The 26033-nt window shown below is 27.9% G+C and carries 28 protein-coding genes; 12 read left to right on the top strand and 16 right to left on the bottom strand.

Features of this window, described 5'->3' with window-relative positions; translation table 11 throughout:
• Positions 1 to 38 precede the first annotated feature (38 nt).
• From ATR_RS05415 to ATR_RS05400, 4 genes are read right to left on the bottom strand one after another with little or no spacing between them, the layout of a single operon-like run.
• Entirely contained in the window at positions 39 to 1097 is a 1059-nt protein-coding gene (locus tag ATR_RS05415) for a quinone-dependent dihydroorotate dehydrogenase (RefSeq protein WP_115428459.1), read from the bottom strand.
• Between the two features lie 44 nt (positions 1098 to 1141).
• Positions 1142 to 2851 (bottom strand): ABC transporter ATP-binding protein, encoded by a 1710-nt coding sequence (locus ATR_RS05410; protein WP_115428458.1) that lies wholly within the window; start codon positions 2849 to 2851, stop codon positions 1142 to 1144.
• Positions 2852 to 2904: 53 nt separating this feature from the next.
• Complete coding sequence (murJ, locus tag ATR_RS05405) at positions 2905 to 4224, bottom strand: murein biosynthesis integral membrane protein MurJ (RefSeq protein WP_115428457.1); 1320 nt, start codon at positions 4222 to 4224, stop codon at positions 2905 to 2907.
• Positions 4221 to 5792, bottom strand: a complete 1572-nt coding sequence (locus tag ATR_RS05400) for an endonuclease/exonuclease/phosphatase family protein (RefSeq protein ID WP_115428456.1) — start codon at positions 5790 to 5792, stop codon at positions 4221 to 4223. The genes murJ and ATR_RS05400 overlap by 4 nt, the downstream gene beginning before the upstream one ends.
• Positions 5793 to 5979: 187 nt before the next feature.
• Here ATR_RS05400 and ATR_RS05395 point away from each other — a divergent pair, with 187 nt between their 5' ends.
• Positions 5980 to 6387 carry a Fur family transcriptional regulator gene (locus ATR_RS05395; protein ID WP_115428455.1) on the top strand — a complete coding sequence of 136 codons (408 nt, stop codon included), beginning with the start codon at positions 5980 to 5982 and terminating at the stop codon, positions 6385 to 6387.
• 1 nt (position 6388) lies between these two features.
• On the opposite strand, the gene ybeY is transcribed toward ATR_RS05395, so the two are convergent.
• Positions 6389 to 6808, bottom strand: a complete 420-nt coding sequence (gene ybeY, locus ATR_RS05390) for an rRNA maturation RNase YbeY (RefSeq protein WP_115428454.1) — start codon at positions 6806 to 6808, stop codon at positions 6389 to 6391.
• A 66-nt stretch (positions 6809 to 6874) separates the two neighbouring features.
• Between ybeY and ATR_RS05385 the strand changes: the two genes are divergently transcribed.
• The gene (locus tag ATR_RS05385) at positions 6875 to 7288 is read left to right on the top strand and encodes a thioesterase family protein (RefSeq protein WP_115428453.1); all 414 of its coding nucleotides are present in this window, start codon (positions 6875 to 6877) and stop codon (positions 7286 to 7288) included.
• 26 nt (positions 7289 to 7314) lie between these two features.
• Here the strand turns inward: ATR_RS05385 and radA are convergent, their stop codons facing one another.
• Entirely contained in the window at positions 7315 to 8664 is a 1350-nt protein-coding gene (gene radA / locus ATR_RS05380; protein WP_115428452.1) for a DNA repair protein RadA, read from the bottom strand.
• Between the two features lie 120 nt (positions 8665 to 8784).
• Here radA and polA point away from each other — a divergent pair, with 120 nt between their 5' ends.
• The 3 genes from polA (at position 8785) to modD (ending at position 12889) form a co-directional block, all read left to right on the top strand.
• Positions 8785 to 11469: a DNA polymerase I gene (gene polA / locus ATR_RS05375; protein WP_115428451.1), complete on the top strand. Its 2685-nt coding sequence runs from the start codon at positions 8785 to 8787 to the stop codon at positions 11467 to 11469.
• 61 nt (positions 11470 to 11530) lie between these two features.
• Positions 11531 to 12040, top strand: coding sequence for a hypothetical protein (locus ATR_RS05370; RefSeq protein WP_115428450.1), 510 nt, complete (start codon positions 11531 to 11533; stop codon positions 12038 to 12040).
• Between the two features lie 3 nt (positions 12041 to 12043).
• Complete coding sequence (gene modD / locus ATR_RS05365; protein ID WP_115428449.1) at positions 12044 to 12889, top strand: ModD protein; 846 nt, start codon at positions 12044 to 12046, stop codon at positions 12887 to 12889.
• A gap of 35 nt (positions 12890 to 12924) precedes the next feature.
• Here modD and ATR_RS05360 read toward each other — a convergent pair whose 3' ends face one another.
• The 4 genes from ATR_RS05360 to ATR_RS05345 are packed head-to-tail and all read right to left on the bottom strand — an operon-like array spanning position 12925 to position 15798.
• The gene (locus ATR_RS05360; RefSeq protein WP_115428448.1) at positions 12925 to 13491 is read right to left on the bottom strand and encodes a 2-oxoacid:acceptor oxidoreductase family protein; all 567 of its coding nucleotides are present in this window, start codon (positions 13489 to 13491) and stop codon (positions 12925 to 12927) included.
• Between the two features lie 9 nt (positions 13492 to 13500).
• On the bottom strand, positions 13501 to 14334 hold the full coding sequence (locus ATR_RS05355) for a 2-oxoglutarate ferredoxin oxidoreductase subunit beta (protein WP_115428447.1): 834 nt from the start codon (positions 14332 to 14334) through the stop codon (positions 13501 to 13503).
• Between the two features lies 1 nt (position 14335).
• Positions 14336 to 15466 (bottom strand): 2-oxoglutarate synthase subunit alpha, encoded by a 1131-nt coding sequence (locus tag ATR_RS05350; protein ID WP_115428446.1) that lies wholly within the window; start codon positions 15464 to 15466, stop codon positions 14336 to 14338.
• 2 nt (positions 15467 to 15468) lie between these two features.
• Positions 15469 to 15798: a 4Fe-4S dicluster domain-containing protein gene (locus tag ATR_RS05345; protein WP_115428445.1), complete on the bottom strand. Its 330-nt coding sequence runs from the start codon at positions 15796 to 15798 to the stop codon at positions 15469 to 15471.
• A gap of 141 nt (positions 15799 to 15939) precedes the next feature.
• Here ATR_RS05345 and ATR_RS05340 point away from each other — a divergent pair, with 141 nt between their 5' ends.
• The 4 genes from ATR_RS05340 to trpC are packed head-to-tail and all read left to right on the top strand — an operon-like array spanning position 15940 to position 19099.
• Positions 15940 to 16656: a tRNA1(Val) (adenine(37)-N6)-methyltransferase gene (locus tag ATR_RS05340; RefSeq protein ID WP_115428444.1), complete on the top strand. Its 717-nt coding sequence runs from the start codon at positions 15940 to 15942 to the stop codon at positions 16654 to 16656.
• Positions 16649 to 17032, top strand: coding sequence for a YkgJ family cysteine cluster protein (locus tag ATR_RS05335; protein ID WP_115428443.1), 384 nt, complete (start codon positions 16649 to 16651; stop codon positions 17030 to 17032). Before ATR_RS05340 ends, ATR_RS05335 begins: the two co-directional genes overlap by 8 nt.
• A gap of 8 nt (positions 17033 to 17040) precedes the next feature.
• A complete protein-coding gene (locus ATR_RS05330; protein WP_170126883.1) occupies positions 17041 to 18330 on the top strand; it encodes a tetratricopeptide repeat protein in 1290 nt (429 codons plus the stop codon).
• Positions 18305 to 19099: an indole-3-glycerol phosphate synthase TrpC gene (gene trpC / locus ATR_RS05325; RefSeq protein WP_115428441.1), complete on the top strand. Its 795-nt coding sequence runs from the start codon at positions 18305 to 18307 to the stop codon at positions 19097 to 19099. Before ATR_RS05330 ends, trpC begins: the two co-directional genes overlap by 26 nt.
• 7 nt (positions 19100 to 19106) lie before the next feature.
• Here trpC and ATR_RS05320 read toward each other — a convergent pair whose 3' ends face one another.
• Positions 19107 to 19934: a LysR family transcriptional regulator gene (locus tag ATR_RS05320; RefSeq protein WP_115428440.1), complete on the bottom strand. Its 828-nt coding sequence runs from the start codon at positions 19932 to 19934 to the stop codon at positions 19107 to 19109.
• Positions 19935 to 20025: 91 nt separating this feature from the next.
• Between ATR_RS05320 and ATR_RS05315 the strand changes: the two genes are divergently transcribed.
• On the top strand, positions 20026 to 20232 hold the full coding sequence (locus ATR_RS05315; RefSeq protein WP_115428439.1) for a tautomerase family protein: 207 nt from the start codon (positions 20026 to 20028) through the stop codon (positions 20230 to 20232).
• An 18-nt stretch (positions 20233 to 20250) separates the two neighbouring features.
• On the opposite strand, the gene ATR_RS05310 is transcribed toward ATR_RS05315, so the two are convergent.
• The 5 genes from ATR_RS05310 to abc-f form a co-directional block, all read right to left on the bottom strand.
• On the bottom strand, positions 20251 to 21366 hold the full coding sequence (locus ATR_RS05310) for a GGDEF domain-containing protein (protein ID WP_115428438.1): 1116 nt from the start codon (positions 21364 to 21366) through the stop codon (positions 20251 to 20253).
• 61 nt (positions 21367 to 21427) lie between these two features.
• Entirely contained in the window at positions 21428 to 21862 is a 435-nt protein-coding gene (locus tag ATR_RS05305) for a bactofilin family protein (protein WP_115428437.1), read from the bottom strand.
• The gene (locus ATR_RS05300; RefSeq protein WP_115428436.1) at positions 21775 to 22716 is read right to left on the bottom strand and encodes a M23 family metallopeptidase; all 942 of its coding nucleotides are present in this window, start codon (positions 22714 to 22716) and stop codon (positions 21775 to 21777) included. The genes ATR_RS05305 and ATR_RS05300 overlap by 88 nt, the downstream gene beginning before the upstream one ends.
• Positions 22717 to 22747: 31 nt before the next feature.
• Entirely contained in the window at positions 22748 to 23191 is a 444-nt protein-coding gene (locus ATR_RS05295; protein ID WP_115428435.1) for a GatB/YqeY domain-containing protein, read from the bottom strand.
• Positions 23192 to 23233: 42 nt separating this feature from the next.
• A complete protein-coding gene (abc-f, locus tag ATR_RS05290; RefSeq protein ID WP_115428434.1) occupies positions 23234 to 25189 on the bottom strand; it encodes a ribosomal protection-like ABC-F family protein in 1956 nt (651 codons plus the stop codon).
• A gap of 86 nt (positions 25190 to 25275) precedes the next feature.
• Between abc-f and recR the strand changes: the two genes are divergently transcribed.
• Positions 25276 to 25848: a recombination mediator RecR gene (gene recR / locus ATR_RS05285; RefSeq protein WP_115428433.1), complete on the top strand. Its 573-nt coding sequence runs from the start codon at positions 25276 to 25278 to the stop codon at positions 25846 to 25848.
• Between the two features lies 1 nt (position 25849).
• The gene (locus tag ATR_RS05280; protein WP_115428432.1) at positions 25850 to 26032 is read left to right on the top strand and encodes a uracil-DNA glycosylase; all 183 of its coding nucleotides are present in this window, start codon (positions 25850 to 25852) and stop codon (positions 26030 to 26032) included.
• The last annotated feature ends 1 nt before the right edge of the window (position 26033 follow it).

Raw genomic sequence — 26033 nt, 5'->3', positions numbered from 1 at the left:
TAAAATAAAAAATATAAAAAATTTTAAGAATTTTTTCATTATCTTAAGTTTGCTCCAATAGCTTCAGAGATATTATCATACCCATCAGCTTTTAAAAGCTCTAAAATCTCTTCATTGATTTTTCTAGCTAAAGAAGGACCTTCAAAAATTAAGCTAGAGTATAATTGTACTAAAGAAGCACCATTTTTAACTCTTTCGTAAGCTTGTTTTCCTGTAAAAATTCCACCAACACTAATTAAAATAGTCTTTCCATAAAGCTCTTTTGCAATCTCTTTAAATAAAAGTGCTGATTTTTCACTTAAGACTGCACCACTTAATCCACCAAAATCTTTACAATTTTCTATTAAACTATAATCAATAGTTGTATTTGTGGCAATAATACCAGCTGCTCCACTTTCAACTGCAGTTTTACAAAGATCAATAGCTTGATTTACTTCCATATCAGGTGCAATTTTTAAGAAAATTGGTTTAGTTGTAAGCTCTTTTGCCATAGTAAAAAGCTCTTTTATAAACTTCTCATTTTGTAAATCTCTTAAGTTTGGAGTATTTGGACTTGAGATATTTATAATTATATAATCAGAATAAGCTTCTAATTTTTTGATTAAAACTTTATAATCATTTAGAGCATACTCTTCTGGTGTTGTTTTATTTTTCCCAATATTTACTCCAATTGGAATATAAAAAGGGTAGAGTTTTTTTAAATTTTTTAGTGCTTGATGAGCCCCTAGATTATTAAATCCCATAGCATTTTGAACACTTTTTTGTTCTGGATATCTAAACATTCTAGGTTTTGGATTTCCATCTTGAGGCATAGGTGTAACTGTTCCTATTTCTGTAAAACCAAAACCTAAGCTTTTCATAGATTTTATCATTGTTGCATTCTTATCGAACCCAGCTGCAAGGCCAACAGGATTTAAAAAAGTTCTTCCAAAAAGCTCTTGTTCTAAAGCTTTGTTTACTATAAAATTCTTTTTTTCATAGTAATTTCTTAAAATTCTACATTTTCCTAGAAACTTCAGACTGCTCTCAGCAATATTGTGTGCTCTCTCAGGATTAAATAAAAATAGTATTTTTTTTAGATTTTCATAGTTAAACAATTCTTTTCCTTTTTAAAAAATTCATATATGTTAGCAAAAAATTATCAAATATTTGCTGAATTATACAATCTTTGATACTCTTCACATCTACTTAAAAGTTCATCTTGTGTTCCTGTATCAACTATTTCTCCAGCTTTAAAAACGGCAATTTTTGATGCATTTTTAATAGTGCTTAATCTATGAGCAATTACAAAAGTTATCCTATCTTTTTTTACCTCTTCTATTACTTCACTAATAACACTTTCACTTTTATTATCTAAAGCTGAAGTTGCTTCATCCAAAATCAAAATTTTTGGGTTTTTATATAGAGCTCTAGCTATTGCTATTCTTTGTCTTTGTCCTCCGCTTAGGTTTGAACCAAATTCATCTAAAACAGCATGAATGCCATGTTTTAACTGCAAAATAAACTCATAAGCATGAGCCTTTTTTAGAGCTTCAACTACTCTTATATCATCAAGCTCTTCTCCATAAGCAACATTTGCTGCAACTGTATCATTGAATATATATACTCTTTGTGTTACAACACTTATATTTTCTCTTAATGTTTTTAAAGATAGATCTTTTATGTTTGTATCATCAAATTTTATCTCTCCACTAGTTACATCATAAAATCTTATGAGTAGGTTGATTAAAGATGACTTTCCTCCACCACTATCACCAACAAGAGCTACAATTTCTCCTTTTTTTGCATTTAGGTTTATACCTTTTAGAGCCTCTAGTTCACCATACTTTAGTGATACATTTGTAAAATTGATCTCTTTTATATCATCTATTTTTTCTAAATTCCCAGATATAATTGTAGGATTTATAGAAAAGATACTATTTATTCTCTCATTTGCTGCAATTGCATCTTGCATTTTGTTGTATAGAGTTGATAATCTTTTTATTGGAGTATAGAGCATAAAAAGTGCTGCTATAAAAGAACTAAACTCTCCTGTTGTAAGCTCTCCATTTACAACATGAGTTCCACCAACAAAAATAACAGCTCCAAATGCAATAGCACCTAAAATCTCCATAACAGGAGATGTGAGTTCATTTGTTTTTACTGCTTTCATATTGTATTTAAAGAAAATCATATTAAATACACTAAACTTTTTTGCCTCAATATTTTCAGTATTATTTGCTTTTATTATCTCTATATTGTTGAATGATTCTGTTAAACTTGAAGTTATATCAGAGTTGCTCTCTTGAGATTTAAAAGAGAGTTTTTTCATTCTTTTTGCAAGAAGACTAAGAGGATATACAGCTAAAGGTAAAACGACTAAACCATAAAAGGCAAGTTCTGGTGAACGATAAATAACTAAAGCAACAAGAACAACAATCGTTAAACTCTCTCTAATAATTTCAGCTAAGTAGCCAGAAACTGCACTTTGAATTCTATTTATATCATTTACTATACGGCTTACTAGCTCTCCACTATGGGTTTTTTGAAAAAATTGTAAATCTAATTTTAGGACATGTGAAAATAATCTATCTCTTACAATTCTTGTAATATCTTGTCCAATATATGATACAAAATAGGCCTGAATATATCTACCAAATCCCTTAGCAGCATAAAGTGCTACTACTATTATTGGCATGATATAAAGCATCTGGATATTTTTATTTATAAAAATATCATCAAGTAAGGGTTGTATTGCATAAGCTGTTCCAGCAGTTGCAAGTGCTACTAGAAGAATTCCAATAAAAGCATAAAAAATCTGTAGTATATAATTTTTATAAAATGGGCTATACTGTTTAAAAAAATCTCTCATATATTTCCTAATATTTAAAAAAAGTCAAAGATTCTACCAAAACTTTGCTAAAACTAAGAGTTTTTGAACATCAAGATAAGTTTTTTGAAACCAAATGCCTTAATAGTTAAAAAAAATAGTACAAATCCACTAAGTGTTCCTGAAAAAGCAAGTCCAACTGCTCCAAAAGGTTTTATTAAAATCAGTGAAAAAATAATATTTGCTATTAAGCTTTGAGCTGATATTTTTGCTGTTATTATTTGTTGCTCTTTTGCATATAGCCATAGTGAGAATATTTTTGCTAGTCCAAAAGGTAAAAGTCCAATTAAATACATAGATAGTATAAGTGCTGTATTTTGTGTATCAGAAGAGGTAAAAGCACCTCTTTCAAATAAGAGCTTAATAATAAATTCATTAAAAACTATTCCAATAATCATAGAAAAACTTAAAACGGCAAAGAGTATTAGAGCTGATTTTTTCATAAGTTTTAATGCCAAATTTTCATTTTGGTTTTTTATAGCCTTTGAAACCATTGGAAATAGGGCTATAGAAGTTGCTATTGCAAAAATTGCTAGAGGAAGTTGAAAAACTCTATTTGCATAATATAAATATGAAATAGAACCACTAATTAACATTGAAGCTAACCATGTATCTATAAAGGCTGAGATATGCATTGTTGAAGAACCTAAAGTTGCTGCAAAGAAGTTTTTATAAAACTTATTCTCTTCTCTCTTTTTGTGTTTTTTAAATGTAAATATTTTTGTAAGATTTGCTCTTCTTATAGCAATTATATGTACAATTACTTGTAAAATACCACCAAATAGAACACCAAAAGATAGATAAAATGTAATAGTATATTGCTCTAAGCCTTTTGCTATAATCAAACTAGCAATCATTGAAAGGTTTAAAAGTGCAGTTGAATAGGAAGTTGTTGCAAAATGATGTTTATATTGAAGTAAAGCACCCATAAATGTAACTATAAAAATAAGAGGTAAATAATAGAAATTTATAGCAAAAAGTGGTGCAGCTAAATCAACTGTTTCTTTACTAAACCCAATTGCAAAAGCTTTTGCAAAAAGGTGTGAAAATAGGGTAACAAATAAAGATAAAAGTATTAAAAAAGCTAAAATTTGCAAAAAAACTATAGATGAAAATCTAATTTTATATTTAGACTTTGCATAAGAAGGGATAAAAGCTTGTGTAAAAGCCCCATCTGCAAATATACTACGAAATAAGTTTGGAAACTTAAAAGCTATAAAAAATATATCTGAGTAGATATTTGCTCCTAAAATTGAAGCAGTCATTAAATCTCTTACAAAACCAGTTATTCTTGAGACTAAAATACCACTACTATTTGTAAATATTGATTTTACTAATCTATTTTTTTGACTCATTTTAACTCTTTATAATCATCTTTTGTATGAAATATTATTTGCATATTTCCTTTAAATGAGCCTAGTTGAGCATTTATTATCTCTATAGTAGTGCCATCTTTGGGTAAAATATTTTTATCTTTTGCAAATAATTTTATTGTTTTTCCACCATTTATTTGTAACTTTCCTTTTGAGATAAAGCCTTTGAGGTTTGTAATAATCTCATTTTCATATTTAAAATCAAAGATATCTATTTTTGAGCCATCTAAGAAGAGCTCTTTGTAATCTTTTATATTACTATTCTCTTTTAAGATATTAAAATCTTTTATCTCTTTTAATCCATAAAAGTCGTAGATTTGGTTTACTTGAATATTATATGAAAAGCCTTGTTGTAAATCTTTTGCCCCTTGAAAAATATAAATTGCTCTATTGTTTTTTTGTTTTATTATTGCTTTATCACCACTTTTATATAAAACTATGATATTTTCTAAAAATATTGGAAATATTAGTTTTTCTTTATTATAAAGAGAAGATATTGTGCTCTCTTTTTCAATACTCTTATCTGATTTTATATTATTTTTTGATTTTTTTGTTGAAAATAGTGCAAAAATAGGAAGATGGTCAGAAAAACCCTCTCCTTTATGAATTTTTTCATCTCTATTTTCACTCATTTTCCATCTTTGTATATGATTCTTTTCAAATAAATAAATTGGTTTAAATACTGAAAAAGAGTCTTTAACATAATATAACCCATTGTTATTTACTAAAGAAGAGCTTATTATCATATTGTCAGGTGTATTGTTTTCATCTCTAAATTTTGTTGAAAATCTCTCATTTATAGGTAATTCTAACCAAAGGTTGTAGTGAACTTTTTTGTTAAAACTATTAATATCATCTAAAATAACAAATTTATCATCAATTGTTGTATTTAATATATGATTTATTCCAGTAATCCCAGCTGTTGTATTTAATTTTTGTGTATTTCTAAATGTTTGAAGTTCATTGTAGTTAGAGTTGAAATCTCCTAATAAGATATAAGGATAATCTTTTGAAAGCTCCTTTAGTCTATCAAACAAAGTTTTTGCATATTTAACTCTATAACTTTCAGAAGCTTTTTTAGATGGCCAGTGATTATTAAAAACTTTGAACTCTATATCATCTAGTTTAAAAGTTGTCTCTAAAATTGGTCTGTAGGTTGCTTTTTGGAATTTTACATTTAAATTTTGGCTATTTTTTATAGGTATTTTTGATAAAAATCCTAAACCAATGGCACTATTTGGATATTTTGAAAAGCTATAATAGCTATATTTTGGGAGTTTTTGTTTTAAAAGTTTAATTAATTTTTCATTTTCTATCTCTTGCAAAGCAATAATATCAGCATCTAAATCTTCAATTACTTTTAAAATATTTTTTAGTTTTATATCAAATGCTCTTTGATTCCATAAAGATTTACTATTTGGTATATACTCATTGTACTCTGTTTTATCATGATTTAGGTCAAAAAAATTCTCTACATTATAAGATGCTATTTTTAAATTTTGAGCATTTAAAATTATGCTAAAAAGAAATATTATTAAATATTTATACAAGGTTTGTTTCCATTTTTTTGGCAAATTGTAGCAAATATTTTATTTTTTAAAGGTAAAAGATAAGAAATTCTTTTATACTATTTCTAAATAAATTTTATTATTTGATAAGAAAAAAGAGAAATTTTAATTTATCTTCGATATAATTTTTAAAATTGTATAGATAACTATATAGAATAAAGGAAAAAATATGCTGAATATTTCAGGATTACTAAAAGAGTATGACTTAAAAGTTACTCCACAAAGAGTTGCTATTGTTGAAGAGTTATATTCAAATGGACATATGAATATTGATGAAATTTATAAAAAATTGACACAAAGATTTCCATCTGTTTCTCTTGCAACAATTTATAAAAATATAAATTCTATGGTTGAGAGAGTTTTTTTAAGTGAAGTTAAAATTCCAAACGCAAAATCTGTTTATGAGTTAATAAAAACAGAACATGCTCATTTAGTTTGTAAAAATTGTGGCTTTATTGAGGATATTATGTTGGATTCAAGTGATATAGTAGAGCAAGTTTCTAAACTAGCTCCTTTTAAAGTAGATTCAACAAATATTGTTTTAAGTGGAATTTGTAAAAAATGTATAAATTGTTAGTTTAAGAGTTTCTTACTATTAAACTAGAAGGAAGATTAAACTTTTTTATTAGTTCTTCTTCTTTTTCTCTATGCTCTCCATTATCAATTTCATGGTCATATCCTAAAAGATGTAAAAGCCCATGAATAAATAAAAGTTTTATTTCATCATTTGTAGAGTGATTGTACTCTTTTGCTTTCTCTTCTACAAAATCTTTTGAGATAATTATACTTCCAAGAGGCATATGTGGGAAGTTTTGTTCAAATGGAAAACTTAAAACATCTGTTGCCTCATTTTTATCTCTATTTTCATAATTAATCTCTTTTATTCTCTTATTATCTACAATAATTAGTTCCAAATCTTTGTTTGTTAAAGAGTCCAGAATCTCCTTTAACTCTTCTATTTTTACACTTAAATCTGTTTGGTTTTCAAAATCTATCATTTTTTATCCTATATTTAATTTAATTTCAATAGTATATTACTTTTAAAATAAATACAAGGAGACAAGATGAGTTTAATGGTAGGGAAAAAAGCATCAATTGATTATAAAGTAGAAAAAAAAGATTTAGCTTCAAATTTAAATATCTCTATTGATGATAATTTTCCAGAGGTTTTTGCAACAGCTAGAATGATAGCTTTAATGGAGTGTAGTGCTGCTAAACTAATGCTTCCACTTTTAAAAGATGATGAGCAAAGTGTTGGGGTTAATTTGAATATTACACATATGGCAGCAACTTTGGAAAATGATGTAGCTATTTCAACTGCAACTTTTGTTGGAATGGAAGGAAAATTATATAAGTTTGAAATTGAGGTTATTGATAGTGGAGGAGTTTGTGGAAGAGGGACTCATACAAGAGCTATTATTAGCCCAATAAGATTGGTTGAGGGTGCAAAAAAAAGAGCTATGAAAAATAGTCTTTAAATAAAAATAGAGCTTTTAGCTCTATTTTAAAATAATTCTATCATTTTCGAGACTTCATCAACTGCAAAAGTTTTTAAATCTAGTTTTAGATTTGTTTTTTGAGCAATAATCGCTTTTTTTATACCTTGTGCTTGAGCCTCTTTAAGTCTTAAATCTATGCTATAAACATCTTTAATTTCACCAGTTAAACTAACTTCACCAATAAAAACAGACTCTTTTGAGATTGGTCTATCTCTAAAGCTTGAGATAATTGCGGCAATTACGGCTAAATCTGCACTACTTTCTTTAATCTTTATTCCACCACTAATATTTATAAAAACATCATAGTTATTAAAAGGAAGATCTAGTTTTTTCTCTAAAAGTGCTAGAAGCATAGTCAAACGATTTGCATCAAATCCTGTAGCACTTCTTTTTGGATTTGGAAAAGTTGTCTCACTAACAAGTGCTTGAACTTCAAGTATAATAGCACGACTTCCTTCCATACTTACAGTTAAACTTGATCCACTTTGGGCTTTGCTTTTATCAAAAAACTTTGAAGCTATATCTTTTGCACTCACAAGTCCTTCTTGTGTCATCTCAAAAATTCCAATTTCACTTGTACTTCCAAAACGGTTTTTAAAACCTCTTAGCATTCTTAATTCACGACTTGCTTCACCTTCAAAGTACAAAACTGTATCAACCATATGCTCCAAAACTCTAGGTCCTGCAATACTTCCATCTTTTGTTATATGTCCAATAATAAACATAGCAATATTTGACTCTTTTGCTTTTCTCATTAGTTCAAAAGTAATCTCTCTAACTTGGGAAACACTTCCAGGGCTTGAGTTTAAGTGGCTTGAATAGATTGTTTGAATAGAGTCAATAATACAAACTTCATAATTCTCTCTTAGAAGTTCACTCATAATCTCTTCAAGTTTTATCTCACTTAATAAAAAAAGTTCATCATGATTTGCATCCAATCTATTTGCTCTTAGTTTTATCTGTCCAGCACTCTCTTCTCCTGATACATAAAGTACCTTTTTCCCACTTTTTGCAATACTTCCTGCAACTTTTAGAAGTAGTGTAGATTTTCCAACTCCTGGGCTTCCTCCAATTAAAGTTAAACTTCCTGGAACAACTCCACCACCTAGGACTAAATCAAATTCATAGTTAAAAGAGGAAAATCGTAAAACATCATCTTGCTCTATTTGGGTAATTGGTCTTGCTTTTGAGCTTGAACTACTAGCTGTAATAGTCTGCTTTAAAACCTCTTGTTGTATTTCATTTAACTCTATAAAACTATCCCAAGAGTCGCAACTAGGACATTTGCCAAGCCACTTACTAGATTGTTCACCACAGTGTTGGCACTCAAATAGAGTATTTTTTTTCTTTGCCATCTTTTGCCTTTTTGGAATAAAATTCTATTAATATTTTTAAATCTAAAATCTCATAATAAACCCACATTTAAAAGTTTTTATTATAATATAAAATCTATAAACTCACATTGAAAGAAGATTATGAAAAAAAGCATTACTATTATTGATACATTTGGATTTTTATTTAGAAGTTATTTTGCACTTCCACCTTTAAGATCAAACACAGGTTTTCCAACTGGACTTCTAACAGGATTTATGAACTTTGTTGCTGGAATTGGAAAAGATTTTAAGACTGATTATATAGTTTTTGCTCTTGATGCGAAAGGAAATACTTTTAGAAATGATTTATTTGAGAACTACAAAGCTCAAAGACCTGATGTTCCAGAAGATTTACTAGCACAACTTCCAGTTGCTATATCTTGGATTGAAAAAATGGGATTTAAAGTTGCTATAAGAACTGGATACGAAGCTGATGATATGGTTGCAAGTATTGCAAAAGATGCGAAAGAGAAAGGTTTTGAAGTACGAATAGTATCTCATGATAAAGATTTATATCAACTAATAGATGATTCAAATAGTGTATATTTATTTGACCCAACTAAAAAACAGATTATAAATGAAGCTAAATGTATAGAAAAATATGGAGTAACTCCAAAACAGTTTATAGATTATCAATCATTAGTTGGAGATACAGCTGATAATATTCCAGGAGTAAAAGGTGTTGGAGCAAAAACAGCAGAGTCTTTGATAAAAGAATTTGGAAGTTTAGAAAATATTTATGAGAATATTGAGAATATTGAGAAAAAGAGAACAAAAGAGCTTTTATATGAAGGTAAGGAGAACGCTTTTTTATCAAAAAAACTTGTAACTTTAAAGGATGATTGCCATTTTATATCAAATATTGATGAATTTTCCTTGCCAAGTGAAAATCCTATTTTAAAAATCGCTGAAGATTTAGAGTCATATGATATGAATAGAATATTAGATAGAGTAAATAAAAATGGCTTAAATTATAAAACACAAATTCCAAAAAAAGAGGAAGAGCAAAAATTAGAGTATATTTTATTAGATAATGAAAATGATTTAAGTTTAGCGATAAATAAAATTCCAAGAGATGCAATAATAGCTTTTGATACAGAGACAACTAATCTTGATACATCAAAAGCAAAGATTGTTGGATTTTCGTTTTGTTATGAAGAGAAGAAAGCATATTATGTACCGATTTCTCATAACTATTTAGGAGTCCAAAATCAAATTTCACTTGAAGCTGCTAAAAAATCTATAGAGATTTTAAGTAGATATAAACTTGTTTTCCAAAATTTTAAATATGATTGGCAAATTATAAAGAATAACTTCAATTTAGATTTAAAATTGTATGCAGATACCATGATTTTATCGTGGCTTTTAGACACATCTGAAAAAGTTGGAATAGATTATCAGATTAAAAAGTATTTTGATATACAAATGCTAAGTTTTAGTGAAATTGTGAAGAAAGGTGAAGACTTTTCAAGTGTAGAGCTAGAAAAAGCAACACAATATGCAGCTGAAGATGCTTTAATGACTTTGAAACTATTTAATAAACAGCTAGATATTTTTAAACAAAGAGGAGAAGAAGAGCTTTTAAATATAGCCTTTGAGTTGGAGTTTAATTTTATTTATGTTTTAGCTAGTATGGAGCAAAAAGGTATAAAAGTAGATATAAATCTTCTAAAAGAGTACAAAGATAGTAGTTTGATTTATCTAAATGAATTGACTCAAAGTATCTATGAAGCTTGTGGTGAGAGTTTTAATATTAATTCGCCAAAACAGTTGGGTGTTATTTTATTTGAAAAACTTGGACTTGCTTCTTCCAAAAAGACAAAAACAGGTTATAGCACAGATGAGTCTGTTTTGGAAAGCTTAAAAGATGAACATATAGTTGTGCCACTTTTATTAAAGTATAGAGAGGCTTTTAAGCTTCATTCAACATATATAGAACCACTTTTAGAACTTGGTTTAAAAGAGAAAGATAGTAGAATTTTTACATCCTTTTTACAAACAGGAACAACAACAGGAAGATTAAGTTCAAAAAATCCAAATTTACAAAATATTCCTGTTGGAGCAACTAGTAATATTCAAATAAGAAGAGCTTTTGTTGCAAAAGAGGGGTATAAGCTTGTAGGAGTCGATTATTCACAAATTGAACTTAGACTTCTTGCTCATTTTTCAAAAGATGAAGCATTAGTAAATGCTTTTAAAGAAGATTTAGATATTCACTTACAAACAGCTATTAAAATTTTTGGAGAGAATGAGGCAAAAAATAAAAGAGCAATAGCAAAAACTATAAATTTTGGACTTTTATATGGAATGGGAAGTAAAAAACTTTCAGATACTTTAGGAATTTCAACAAAAGAGGCAAAAGCATATATTGACTCATATTTTGAAGCATTTAAAAGCGTAAAAGATTATTTTAAATCTATAGAAGATAGTGCAATAAATAGTGGTTTTGTAAAAACATTATTAAATAGAAAAAGGCTTTTTGATTTTCAAGGAGCAAGTCCTATGTTAAAAGCTGCATATTTAAGAGAGGCGGTAAATACACTGTTTCAAGGTAGTGCAGCTGATTTGATAAAACTATCTATGATAAAAATTCATTTAAAATATAAAGAAAATCCAAATATAAAAATGCTTTTACAAATCCATGATGAGCTTATTTTTGAAGTAAAGGATGAGTATATCCAAGAGATAACAGAAGATATAAGAGATATTATGGAAAATATTTTTGTATTAAATGTCCCACTTAAAGTTTCAGTGGCAGTGGCAAATAGTTGGCAAGAGCTAAAGTAGTTTTATCAAAACATTATATACTTAAGTATATAATGTAATAAATAAAAAAATAGGAGATTTTATGACAAAAGAGATGATTATGACAACTCTTTTTGAGTTTTCAGCACCTACATACTATAAGTGGAAAAAACAAGATAAAAGAAAGATAATTTCACTTTTGGAGTATGCTTTTAGTGATGATGATTTAATAGAGTTTATAAATAGTGGTAAAATTTCAAAGATAGAGAATATGGGAAATGATGACTATTTATTAGATCTATCTATGAAGTTTTACAAACTTTTAAGACACATCACAAACTACAAAGTAGCAAAAAAAGTTTTAGAACTTTTAGAGTTTAGTTTTGAAAGAAATAGAGATAAAATAATAATAGAAGAGATAGCAGAGCTTATCTATAAAGAGAGTGATTTTTATACATCTATGAAACTTGCTATTTTAAATCTTCTACAAAAGCAAGAGCCACTTGTATTAGAATATTTATCAAAGAATAGAGCAAAAATAGAAAATGAGTTTACTAAAAAAGGCTCAAGAATGCTCAAAAAAATAGATTTTCTAAGCCCTAGTATTGCATAAATTATGATTAATTTTACAAATGAAGAGCTTTTAGAACTTTTAAGTGATGATTTGCCATATTTAGATTTGACTACATCTTTACAAGAGAAATCTTATCTTAAAGCTAAACTTGATATTTTTACTAGAGATGATATTGTAGTTTCTTGTAGCGAAGAGGCTTGTAAAATTGCAAAACTTTTAGATTGTGAAGTTTTACACTATTTACCATCTAAATCAAAAGCTTTAAAGAGCGATATTATTTTAAGTTTTACTGGAACATATGAAAATATTCATAAAATTTGGAGAACAACTCAATTGATTTTAGAATATAGCTCAAAAATTGCAACATATACAGCAAGAATGAGAGAAGAAATAGAGAAAGTAAATCCATATTGTCAACTTCTAACTACACGAAAAACATACCCATTCGCAAAGAAATTTTGTATTAAATCTATTTTAATTGGTGGTGCATTTGTACATAGATTAAATCTTAGTGAAACTATATTGTTTTTTCCAAATCATAGAGTTATATATAAAGATGATTTTGAGTTTTATGAACAAATAGGAAAATTTAAAATAAAAATGCCAGAAAAAAAGATAGTTGTAGAGAGTTCTAGTTTAGAAGATAGTAAAAAACTTTTAATGTTTGGAGTTGATGTTTTACAACTTGATAAAATGCTAAAAGATGATATAAAAATTATTGTAGATTTAAGAGATAATTTATATAAAGATGTAAAAATAATCTGTAGTGGTGGAATCGATATAAATAATGTGAAAGAGTATGCTATATTAGGTATAAATGGTATTGTATCAAGCTCTATGTACTCTTGTGGAATGTCTGACTTTGGAAGTAAAATAACTATATTATAAATAGAAAAGCACTATTTTGAAATAGTGCTTTTTTGTTATTTATTGTCAGCTATTTTAGCATATTTATAGCCTAAATCATAAGCTTTGTTGTTTAAATCATGAAGTTTTTCAGGAATTTTTGAAAGCATTGTAGCTCTTAAAACCTCTTTTGGAATAGTTTCTCCTGTAAAATAGTTTGCTATTGCTAAAGCTAGGATAGATTGTGTTATTACATTTCCTACTTCTTCTTTAGCAATAGTTATTATTTGAATCTCAATAATATTCCATCTTTTTCTATCTTCATCGCTTGGGCGAACTAAATTTGGTTCAATTACTATAGTTGCCCCATCTTTTACTCCATTTTTAAATAAATCAAAAGATATTTGAGCAACTGAAAGCATAAAATCTATCTCTCCATCATTTGCATAAGGGTAAATAATCTCTTCATCTTGAAGTGTAATATCAACAACAGTAGGACCGCCTCTTACTTGAGAAGTATAAGTTGCTGTTTTTAAACCAAAACCACCATTACTTATTTTTGCTGCTGCAAAGATTTCACCTGCAAGTAAAACACCTTGACCACCAACTCCTGTAAATCTCATTAAAGTTCTATTTGATGACATTTTTACTCCTTATAGTTCAACCATAGTTTTGTTTTTGTGGGCCTCTTTTACTTTTTCATAAGCTTCACAATATTCAATTGCATTTTCATCTTGTTTTAAAACACCAGTTGGATATTTTCCAACTTTTTGATTATCTTCAAGCATATCAAATTTAGTTTTTGCTAGAGAAATTGAGTCTATCCACTCTAAATTTGCTGTTGCACTTGCCATTTTATTTTTTCTTCCTAAATTTACATGACAGTTTGAAAAAACTTCTAAATATGAGAAGCCTTTGTGTTCAAGAGCTTTTACTAAAGCTCTTTCAAGTTTTTTTGGCTCTATCATAGTCTCTCGTGCTACAAAACTAGCACCTGCTGCTTCAACTAGTTTACAAGAGTCAAATGTTGGATCAATATTTCCTCTCTCCATTGTTGCAGTCCACATTCCTTTTGGAGTTGTTGGGCTTGTTTGAGAGTTTGTAAGACCGTATATGAAGTTGTTTATTAAAATATATGTTAAATCAATATTTCTTCTAGCTGCATGAATAGTATGATTTCCTCCAATTGCAAGACCATCACCATCTCCTCCTACAACTATCACTTTTTTATCTGGATTTGCCATCTTAATTCCAGTTGCATATGCTAAAGTTCTTCCATGTGTTGTATGAACTGTATTACAGTTTATGTAAGATGAAAATCTTCCAGAACAACCAATCCCAGAAACTACACAAACATCATCCATATTCCAACCCAACTTATCAATAGCACGAATAAGTGATTTTAAAATAACTCCATCTCCACATCCCCAACACCAAAGTGTTGGCATTTTATCTGTTCTTAAATATTCATCATAGTTAAAAGCCATATTACATTCCTTTTACTTTTTCTATTATTTCAAGTGGTGAGAGTGGTCTTCCGTTTGCTTTTAAGAGTCTATCAAAATCTCTTCTTCCACTTACTCTTTCAATCTCTTGAGAGTATTGTCCCATATTAAGTTCAGCAACTAGTACTTTTTTAAATTTATTTACTAGTTCATTCAATCTTTTTTCAGGGCTTGGCCAAATAGTTTTTGGTCTAAATAATCCAGCTTTTATTCCCTCTTTTCTAAGACGATTTACTGCCTCTTTTGCTCCTAAAGATACAGAACCATAAGCTATTATTAAAATTTCTGCATCATCTATCATATACTCTTCATTTAACTCTAACTCATCTGTATGGTTTTCAACTTTTTTAAATAATCTATCCATTAAAGCGCTACAAGTTGCAGCATCTTCTGTTGGATGACCAGTTGGTCCATGGTGAAGTCCAGTAAAGTGGTATCTATAACCTTCAAACATTGGGTTTAAAATAGCCGGCTCATCAGCTTTTGTACCATAAGGAAGATAATCTTTTTTATCTCCATCAAATCTTTTTCTAAAAACTAAACTTTTTTTAACATCTTCTAAAGATGGAATTACAACTTTTCCAGCCATATGACCAATAGTTTCATCTAAAAGTACAAATATTGGTTGCATAAATCTATCTGCTAGATTAAATGCACGAACTACTTCTGTGTAACATTCTGTTAAGTTTCCTGGCATTAGAGTGATTGATTTTACATCTCCATGAGTTGGATTTTTTGCTTGAAGAATATCACCTTGTGCAACTCTTGTAGGAAGTCCAGTTGAAGGACCACCTCTCATTACATTTACAACTACTAGAGGAACCTCTGCAATATAACCTAATCCTAAATTTTCTGATTTTAGTGAAATTCCAGGTCCAGATGATGCAGTCATTGCTCTTTTACCACTCATCGAAGCACCAAGACTGGCACAAATTCCAGAAATTTCATCTTCCATTTGCATACAAACTCCACCAATACTAGGTAGTTTTGATGATAATACATGCATAATTTCACTTGAAGGTGTTATTGGATAACCACCAAAAAACTCACACTTTGAATCAATTGCAGCTAATGCAGCTAACTCATTTCCTGTAGATATTAACTCTCTTGACATAATCAAACCTTTTTATCTTCATCTAATATTTTATAATTATTACTTATTATTCTTTCTTGTCTCTCTTTTGCTTCATCACTTAATTTTGCAAATTTATACTCTTTTTTATCAGCAACAAAAATAGCAAAATCGGGGCAAGATAATTCACAATCATTACATCCAATACAAGCAGTAGGATGAATAACAGTTGCCATAGAACCTAAAGTTGAGTGAATATCTTGTCTCATTGCAAGAACTCCAGCTGGACAAACAGATACACATCTATCACAAGCTTTACATCTACTCTCATCAACCCATACTGGTGTATTTAAAGGAGCTTCAACATTTGACATAATTTTCCTTTATTAAAATATAATAAAAATTTATAAAATTTATAATTTTGGTGACAATACTACAATAATTTAGCTTATTTTATTAAAAGAAAACTATAAATATTTTAGATATAATCCAAAGAATTTAAAAAAGGAAGCTTTTTGGTACTATATCAACCGCAAAATGGGTATTGTTATAATAGTGATACACATTTTTTATATAATTTTATTTGCAAATCATTAGAAAAATATAAAAATATTAGTGGAGAAGTTCTAGATATTGGAAGCGGAAGTGGTATTTTGGGTCTTTTATTTGCAAAAAGATATAGTAAAATAAACCTAAATCAAGTTGAAATTCAAGAGACCTTTCAGTTTTTTTCAACAAAAAATGCAATTACAAATAAAATCAATTCAAAAATGAATAAGGGTTCATTTTTAGAAATAGAATTTGATATGAAATTTGATATTTGCCTATCGAATCCACCTTTTTATCATAGTGATGTAATAAAAAGTGAAATAGAAAATCTTAAAATTGCAAGATATAATGATTATATGCCTTTAAGAGATTTTATAAAAAGGGCTTCAGAAGTTTTAAAAAATGGTGGAAAGTTTTTTTTCTGCTACGATTGTAAGCAGTTAGATGATATTATATTGTATTTAAAAGAGTTTAAATTTAATATTGAAACCCTTCAATTTGTCTATCCAAGCACTTCAAAAGATGCTACTTTAGTTATGATTTATGCAAAAAAAGACTCTAAATCTTTACTTAAAGTTTTAACTCCTTTGATTGTTTTTGATGAAAAGAATGAGTTTACAAAAACAGTAAAAAACATTTATAATGAAGCACAAACGCATAGTATAAAGGCTTTGATTGAGTAGATTAATAAAAAAAAGTGGATATAATTTTTCATTTGATCCAAAAGCATGTGAAAGTTGTTCTGGAAATTGTTGCATTGGTGAGAGTGGATACATATGGATAAATATTGTAGAAATAGAGGCTTTAGCAAAGTATTTGGGACTTACTTTAGATAGTTTTAGAGAGAAGTATCTTTTTAAAGTAGGGTATAAATATAGTATAAAAGAGATAGAATTAGAGGATAATAGTTTTGCTTGTTCTTTTTTTGATTTAGAGAAAAGAAGATGTTCTATTTATGAGTATAGACCAATGCAATGTAGAACTTTTCCTTTTTGGGAATATTTTAAAAATAATGAAAAAGAGGTATACAAAGAGTGCCCAGCTATAAAAAATATCTAATATTATTAGTGATTATAAGCTTTTTTGTTTCATGTAGCTTAAAAGAGTTTAGTTTAGAAAATAAAGAAACTAGAAATTATGTAAAGGTTGAAGAGAAAAGTTTTGAACTAGAAGATTACTATATAATTTATGCTTTGGAGTTGGAGAATGTAAGAGTATATGATAGTGCAAAAGATGTATATTTAAAACTATTTATAAATACAAATAAATATGAATATCTAGTTGCTTATGTAACTCTAGCTACTCAACTGCAAGATTTTGTATCTATAAAAGAGCAAGTTTCTAAATATTTTATACCAAATATAAAAGAGGAAGAGATTCTTTTAAGATTATATAGTTTTGCACTTTTAAAGCTTCAAGAGTTTGATTTATCTTTGGAAACTGCTATTAAACTCACAGATTTATATAAAAGTAGTATAAATTATGAACTTTTAGGAACAGTTTATATTTCAAAAAATGAGTTTTTAGAGGCTTATGATAGTTTTAAGAAAGCTTTAAAATATGGTGTTTCTAACTCTTTAGTACAAGCAAAAGCTAGTTTAGAGTTTTTTCAACTTAATAGACAAAAACAAGCAATAGCAGATTTAAAAGAGTACATTTTAAAAAGTGATTATGATTTTAATATTGCACTTCAACTTCTAACTTTTTATAATAGTTTAGAAGATAAAGAAAATATAAAAGAGCTACTAAAAGAGATGTTTTTATACTACAAAAATAGTGAAGATGCTTTACAAATAAATAAGACTATAAGCTTAATGTTTCAAAATTTTGAAGTAAATGAGATTATTCTTTTTTTGGAAAAGAATCATATTGAAGATGATTTTTTATTAGAACTTTATAAAAATACAAAACAAGCAGAAAAGGCTTATAATTTACTTAAAAAACTATATACAAATAGTTCAAACCCTGATTATTTAGCACAACAAGCTATTATTGAGTTTGAATTAGCGGATAATAAAAATAGTATTTTAGCAAGTGTAATTGAGAAATTTAATATCTCTTTAAAAACATCTACAAACCCAATTTATCAAAATTTCTTGGCTTATTTATTGATTGATTATGATATTGATATTTCAAAAGGTCTAATTTTGGTGAAAAAAGCATTAGAACAAGATCCTACAAATATTGCATTTATTGATACTTTAGCATGGGGTCAATATAAGATTAATAATTGTAAAGAAGCATACAAAAATATGAAACTAATTGTAGATGAGATAGGATTAAATGATGAAGAGATAAAGCTTCATTGGGAAAAAATAAAGGAGTGTAGAGATGCAAATACTAGAAAAAATAAATAATAAAACTCTTATAGATGTAAAAGAGAGAGAAAGAGAGTTATCTTTAGATGAACTTGAAAACTTAATAGCAGATGGAAATTTTTCTACAAAAGATGTAAAAAAATTTTTAAAATCTTCAGAAAATGAACCTATACGAATAATTGCAGAAGTTAAAAAAGCAAGTCCTAGTAAAGGGGTGATTAAAGAGATTTTTAATCATTTAGAAATTGCTAAAGAGTATAATACTTTTGGTGCAAATGCAATATCTATTTTAACAGAACCACACTTTTTTTTAGGAAATTTAGAGTATTTAAAAGAGATAAGAGATATTACAGATATTCCTCTTTTAAGAAAAGATTTTATTCTTACAAAGTATCAAATTGCTGAAGCTTTAGTTTATGGAGCTGATTTTATACTTTTAATAGCTGCTTCTTTGGAACAAGAGCTTTTAAATGAACTTTATACTTATGCAAGAGGCTTAGATTTAGAGGTTTTAGTTGAAGTTCATGATAAAGAAGATTTGGAAAAAGCATTAAAAAGTGGTGCAACTATAATTGGAATAAATCATAGAAATTTAAAAACTTTTGAAATGGACATGAAATTATGTGAAACACTAATTCCACTCATTCCAAAAGATAAAATAATTGTTGCAGAATCTGGAGTTAGTGATATCGAAGTTATAAAAAGACTTCATAGTGTTGGAGCAGATGCTTTTTTAATTGGAGAGCATTTTATGAGAGTTCCTAGTATAAAAGAGGAACTTAAAAAGTTTAAAAACTCTCTAAACTAAAAGAATCTTAGAATTTAAAGTTTTCTAAGTAATCTTTAATTCTAGGAGTATAATCTCTTCTACAAACTAAAAAAGTTGGTATATTTACTACACTTTTTGCTATTTTTGTAATCTTTAAATCTTTTTCATAATTTAATTTTTCTATTATGCTAAGTGGCAAAATACTCCTTCCCATACCAGCTTTTATACAACCTAAAATTGTCTCATAGTTTCCAAATTCAAGATGTTTGAAATCTTCATTTAATATATTTTTTAAATAGTTTTGTCCAAATTCATTGTATGAACAACCATTTTTAAAAGATAAAAAAGTATTTGAACAGATTTTATCTTTTGGTTCAACTAAAACTATATCTTCATCTATTTTATTTAAAATGAGTAACTCTTCATTTTTTGGCTTTCCACTAATAAAAGCAATATCAACTTTATAATCTAGCAAATTTTTAATAGTATCTTTTGTTGTATTTGTGACTAGTTCTAAACTCATATTTGGGAAATCTTTATTTAGTTGTAGTAAAAAAGGGATTAATCTCGTACTTGCATTTGACTCTGTTGAGCCAATTATTAAATGTGTTTGTTGATTTAGATTTTGCATTTCATAAAGTGCAAGTTCTAACTCTTTTACAATTCTTATGGCATAAGCGTATAGTTTTTCTCCCTCTTTACTCAAAATAACACCTTTGGGCACTCTATGAAATAGTTGTGTTCCAATAGAGTTCTCTAACTGTTTTACTCTTGAAGTTACATTTGATTGGGCAAAACCTAAATTTATAGCTGCTTTTGAGATACTTTTTTCGTTTGCAACTTCAACAAAAACTTTTAGTAAATCTGAATTCATATCACTTCTCCTTATATCACTAATCTTTATTTTATATTTGACTTAGTATCATTTTTAATGATAATATAATTAAAATTTAAAAGGAGTAAAAATGCCAGTAATAAATGTAAAAATGACAAAAGAGGACGGTGGAGCAACTCTAAAGCAAAAAGAGGAGTTAGCAAAAGGAATAACAGAACTTTTTAGTAAAATATTTAATCGTTCTTCTTCAAATGCAGTAGTTTTAATTGAAGAGATAAATACAGACAACTATTATATAGGAGGAGAATCTATTACAAAATTACGTAAAAAGAAGTAAAATACTTCTTTTTATTTTCTAAAGTTCCATTCCATTATCTAGTAAAATCTTATTTCTTCCACTCTCTTTTGCTTTATAAAGTAAGGTATCTGCCTTCTGAAGAGCTATATCATATGTTGGATATTTATCTCTTATTGTAACACCTGCACTAAAAGTGATTTTTAACTTTTTATCTTTATATATAAAGTTATTTTCAGTTACTATTGTTTTTACTCTTTTAAGAAATTGTAAAAGTTCTCTATCTAAATTAAAGTGTATAGCGGCGATAAACTCTTCTCCACCATATCTTGCAACTAAATCTACTTCTCTAATGCTTTTATCTAGAATTTTTCCAAAAGTAGATAATATGACATCTCCACACTCATGTCCATAAGTATCATTTACTTTTTTAAAGTGATCTATATCAAAAAATATTATTGCATATTGAGTTTTTAATCTACTATATGAGTTTTCAATTTTGATTAGCTCTTCATTGAAAGCTTTTCTTGTAAGAACTTGAGTTAAAAAATCTTTTTTATTCTCTTGTTTCTCTTTATTTAACTCATTTTCTAGGCTAGTTATCTTCTCTTCTAGCTCTTCAACCTTTGATTTTCCATTTTCAAGTTTATTTGTAACATTTTTTATCTCTTGTTCTATAGAAGCTGCTGCAACAACTAGCTCTTTTTGTAAATTAGTTAAACTCTCAACTCCACCATTTGCTACATCAATTTTTTCTATTTTTTCTTTTATATTTAGAACTTTTTTAGAACCATTTCCACTACTAAAAATAGCTTCATTGAAGTACTCTTCCATAAGTAAAACAAGTTTTGATATATCTTCAGTTTTTTGAATAACTATTTTTTTGTCTTTTTCAAATCTTTCAAAAATTAATTTCTCTATTTTTGTTTGTATAGATTTTTCAAAAATATCTTTTGGATTTTTCTTAAGTTGTTCAAATAAAACATCTGTAGCACTATTTAGTTCAGAACTAATAGATGGCATAATAGAGTGCTTTAATATATCAATAATAACTTCAACATTTTTTGGATGAACTCTTTTTAATAATAGTTGTATCAATTTTTCAGGAGTATCTAATTTATTTGAAATTGCTTCACTATACTCTGTATCGTTTAATTGGCTTAAAAAATTTTTCATAGTTCTCTTTTTTAAAAATATTTTGGTTCGGATTATATCCAAAAAAATAATATAATATTTTTTATATCTTCTCTTCTTCTACTTTATCTAAGTCAATTTTGATATCTTCACTCTTAAGTGTCTCTTCAGATAAGTTTGTTTTTACTAAACTATTTCCTTCAAAAATTCCTTTTGCCTCAATTACAAGTTCTTCAGATTCAATCAAACCTGTAATCTTCCCTTTCTCTTTTATATCAACTCTTGAAGCACAAATTGAACCCTCTATTAATCCTTGAACAATAACTCTTTGAGCTGTTATTTCACCTTTTACTTTTCCATTCTTTCCAATATTTACCTCTTTTTCAGAGTTAATATTTCCTACAAAACAACCATCTATATAGAGATTACAAGATAGATTTATATCTCCTATTATTTTTGTTCCTGAAGTGATAATTGTGGTTGAGGAGTCGGATCTTGAACTTTGATATGACTTATTGCTGTTATTAAAGAATCCCATGATATTTCTGTTTCCTTTTCAAATATTTCTGTATAATTTTTCATACCCCACATCACAAAAGTAAGAGGGTCAAGTGATTTTGATAAAAATCTAATCTCATAGTGCAAATGAGGTCCACTACTTATGCCAGTATTTCCACTATATGCTATTAAATCCCCTTTTTTAACAAAAGAGCCTGATTTTACCATAGTTTTATTTAAGTGGGCATAATAAGATTTAAAGCCATAAATGTGCTGAATGATTACTAGATTTCCATTAAATCTATCAAAACTAGCTGTTTCAATAATCCCATCAGCAGTAGCATAAACAGGAGTTCCAATAGTTGCTTTTAAATCAACACCCATATGTAGAGCTTTTCTTTTTAAAACAGGGTGATGTCTATATCCAAAATAGCTATTTATAATACTATCTTCAAGTGGGGAACCACTTGGAATTAGTTGTAAAAGAGTTGTTCTTTGTTCTGTATCTAGTCTTGCAATATCAACTCTTTGTTTTAGAGGAAGCTCATTTTCAGTTGGAATTCCTATTATATTTTCTACTTTGTTAAAATAATCAGTAGCTTCACTTATCTCTTCATTTTTTTCATGTAGTTCTAGCTGAGTTTGACTAAGTAGATTATTTAACTCTTCATTTATTCTTTTTGTTTCTACAAGCTCAAGTTCAATATCTAATCTATCTTTGTCCATTTGAATTAATGAGAGATTTATAAAAACAAATGCTATAGAAAAAGCAAAAAATAGACCTAAAAGAGTATATAAAATATAAAATAGAGGTTTTTTTGAAACTCTTAGTTGTTTTATACCATTATCGTTATTTATAGTAAAGGTTATATATCTATTTGTATATTTATCCACTATTTCTCTTTGAAACTTTAGAAAATAGCTTTTAAGCTAAAAGTTTTTTTACCATTTCATTTATTCTTTTTCCATCTGCAACACCTGCAAATTTTTTTGAAGCTGCTCCCATTACTTTCCCCATATCTTTTATGCTTGTTGCTCCTACTTCACTTATAATCTCTTGCATTCCTTTTTCAAGCTCATCATTGCTTAATTGTTTTGGCAAATATTGTACAAATATATCGATTTGGCTTTGCTCTTTTTCTACTAAATCAGTTCTTCCTGCTGCACTATATTGAGAAATTGCCTCTTCTCTTTGTTTTATACCTCTTTGAACTAGCTTTATAATTTCACTATCATCAAGCTCTCTTCTTTCATCTACTTCTATTTGTTTTATCATAGTATTTATTGCTCTAATAGAGTCTCTTTTTACTACTTCTTTATCTCTCATAGCTTGTTTTAAATCTTCGTTTAATTTATCTTTTAAGTTCATATAAACTCCTTTTATTATTTTTTTGAAATAGATTATACTTTTTTAAGAGTTAAAACTCTCCACTAGAAGTTCTAGTTCCAAAAATCTATCTACTTTTTCGTTATAAAATTTTTGTTTCTCTTCAAGTTCACTTGAAAGTGTAATAATTCCTATTTTCTCATAGCAACTAGGGTTTGCTAAACAATCATTTAGCTCTTCTATTTTCTTTTCTAAATCTTCTATCTCTTTTGGCAAAGTGTCATACTCTCTTTGCTCTTTATATGATAGTTTTGTCTGTTTTTTTGTCTCTTTTTGCTCTGTTTTGGAACTTATATTTTTCTCTTTTTCAATCTCAACTTCTAAAGAGTTAAGCTCTTTTAACTCTTTTTCAATCTCTAAATATTCGCTATATGGCTGGAAACTCTCCATAATTTCGCCATTTCCTTTAAAAACAAAGAGTTTTTTTGCAATTTTATCTACAAAATATCTATCATGAGATACAAAAATTAGGGCTCCTTGAAAATTTTGTAAATACTCTTCTAAAATATTTATTGTAGGAATATCTAAGTCGTTTGTAGGTTCATCTAATATCATACAATCAACTCTTTTAGTAAATAAAAGGGCTAGTGCAACTCTATTTTTCTCTCCACCACTTAAAACAGCAACTTTTTTATCTAGATACTCTTTTGGGAATAAAAAGTTTTTTAAATATCCATAAACATGCATATTCCTTCCATCATCAAGGACTACTCTATCTCCACCATTTGGGCAAAAAATCTCCATAATTGTTTTATCATCATCAAGCATCTCTCTTTGTTGGTCAAAATATCCTATTTGAAAGTCCCCTTTTTTGAAACTTCCACTATCTATTTTCATTTTTTCCATAAAGATTTTAAGAAGAGTTGATTTTCCACTACCATTTGGACCAACTATTGCAATAGTATCTTTTTGTAAAATTCTAGTTGTAAAATTACAAATAAGCTCTTTTTCTCCTAAAGATTTATAAATATTATCTAGTTCATAAAGCATTTTCTTTCTATTTTGTTGATTCTCTTCACTATTAAAACTTTTTTGCTCTCTTTGAAGCTCTAAGCTCATTTTTTTAATATATGCTGGATTTGTTTTTGCTCTGTTTTTTAAATCAAAATATTCAGCTTTTCTTCTTTCATTTCTTTTTCTTCTTGCAGTTACACCATGTTGCATCCAGTGAGCTTCTTGTTTTACAAGTCTTAGAAGATTTTCATGCTCTTTTTGAAGATTTGATAATATTTGTGCTTTTTGCTCCAAATACATAGAATAGCCACCATTAAACTTTCTAAGTTCTCCACCATCAACTTCTATAACATTTGTAGCAATATTATCAATAAAATATCTATCATGTGAGATAAAAAGTAGGGTAAAGTTGTTTTTTAGTAAAAGCTCTTCTAAAAACTCGACCATATATACATCTAAGTGATTTGTAGGTTCATCAAGAAGTAAAACATCTGGTTTTTTCAAAATTAATCCAGCTAAGCTAACTCGTCTTTGCTCTCCACCACTAAGCAAATTTACATCTTTAAACTCATACTGTTTTAAATCAAACTCTTTTAGAACTCTCTCTATCATATTGTCTAAATCCCAAGCATTATGAAAATCTATAAATGTAGCAAGTTCACTCTGTCTTCTTAAAAGTTCTTTGTTTTCATACTCTGTTGCTAGACGATTTGTAATGTTTTCATACTCAGTTTTTGCAGCTTTTATCTCTACTAGTTGATTCTCAATTGCATTTCGTACATTTAAATTATCTTCAAATTTTGGTTGTTGGTCTAGCATCTCTATTTTTATGGATTTATCTATAGCTAGTTCACCACTATCTGGTTCTGTTAAACCCATTATTATTTTAAAAAGTGTAGATTTTCCTTGCCCATTTTGCCCAATTACCGCAACTCTTTGCCCCTCTTGTAGGGTAAAATTTGCATCTTTTAAAATAACTTTTATATCATATTGTTTTGAAATATTCTGAAGGTCTATTAGTGCCAATTAAAAATCCTTTAAATTTAAAAGCATATAGTGTATCAAAAAACCTTTTAATTTATTTAATATAAAGATTTGAATATAATCCCAAAATGAATAGAGAGTTAGAAAAATTTTATGAATTAGTAGAGGCTTTCGAATCTTTACCAACTATTGGGAAAAAATCGGCTTTAAGACTTGCTTATCACATTGTAATGAATGACAACTATTGCGGAATAAAACTATCTCATAGTATAGAAAATGCTTTGAAAACTATTAAAAAATGCAAAAGATGTAGAAGTATGAGTGAAAATGAGATTTGTGAGTATTGCTTAGATGAGAGTCGTGATGGTAGCAAACTTTGTATTGTTCAAAGTGCCAAAGATATTTTTATAATAGAAGATTCAAAAGAGTTTGATGGAAGATATTTTGTAATAGATGAATTGGAGTTAGATTTAATAATAAAACTTCAAGAGTATATAAAAAATAGTGGGGTAAGAAATATATTGTTTGCAATTACCCCTTCTATTGCAAATGATGCTTTTATTTTATATATTGAAGATAAACTAAAAGAGTTTGATATAATTTTTACAAAAATAGCTCAAGGAGTACCAACTGGAGTTAGTTTGGAAAATGTAGATTTACTCTCTTTATCAAAAGCTATTCAGAGCCAAGTTGGAGTTTAGTGTGGAGAAAAAAGTAATTTGCCAGAAATGTGTAAACTATTTTGTTACTTGGGAGCCAAATAAACCACATGGTTGTAAAGCATATGGTTTTAAGTCAATGATGATACCTAGTATTGTTGTAAAAAATAGTAGCGGTGAAGATTGTAGGCTTTTTGTTGAGAAAAAATTTGAAAATAGGAGTTAGT

Source organism: Aliarcobacter trophiarum LMG 25534, from assembly GCF_003355515.1.
Taxonomy (GTDB): domain Bacteria; phylum Campylobacterota; class Campylobacteria; order Campylobacterales; family Arcobacteraceae; genus Aliarcobacter; species Aliarcobacter trophiarum.
Note: the sequence above shows the minus strand (reverse complement) of the source record. Positions and strands in the feature narration are given on the sequence as shown.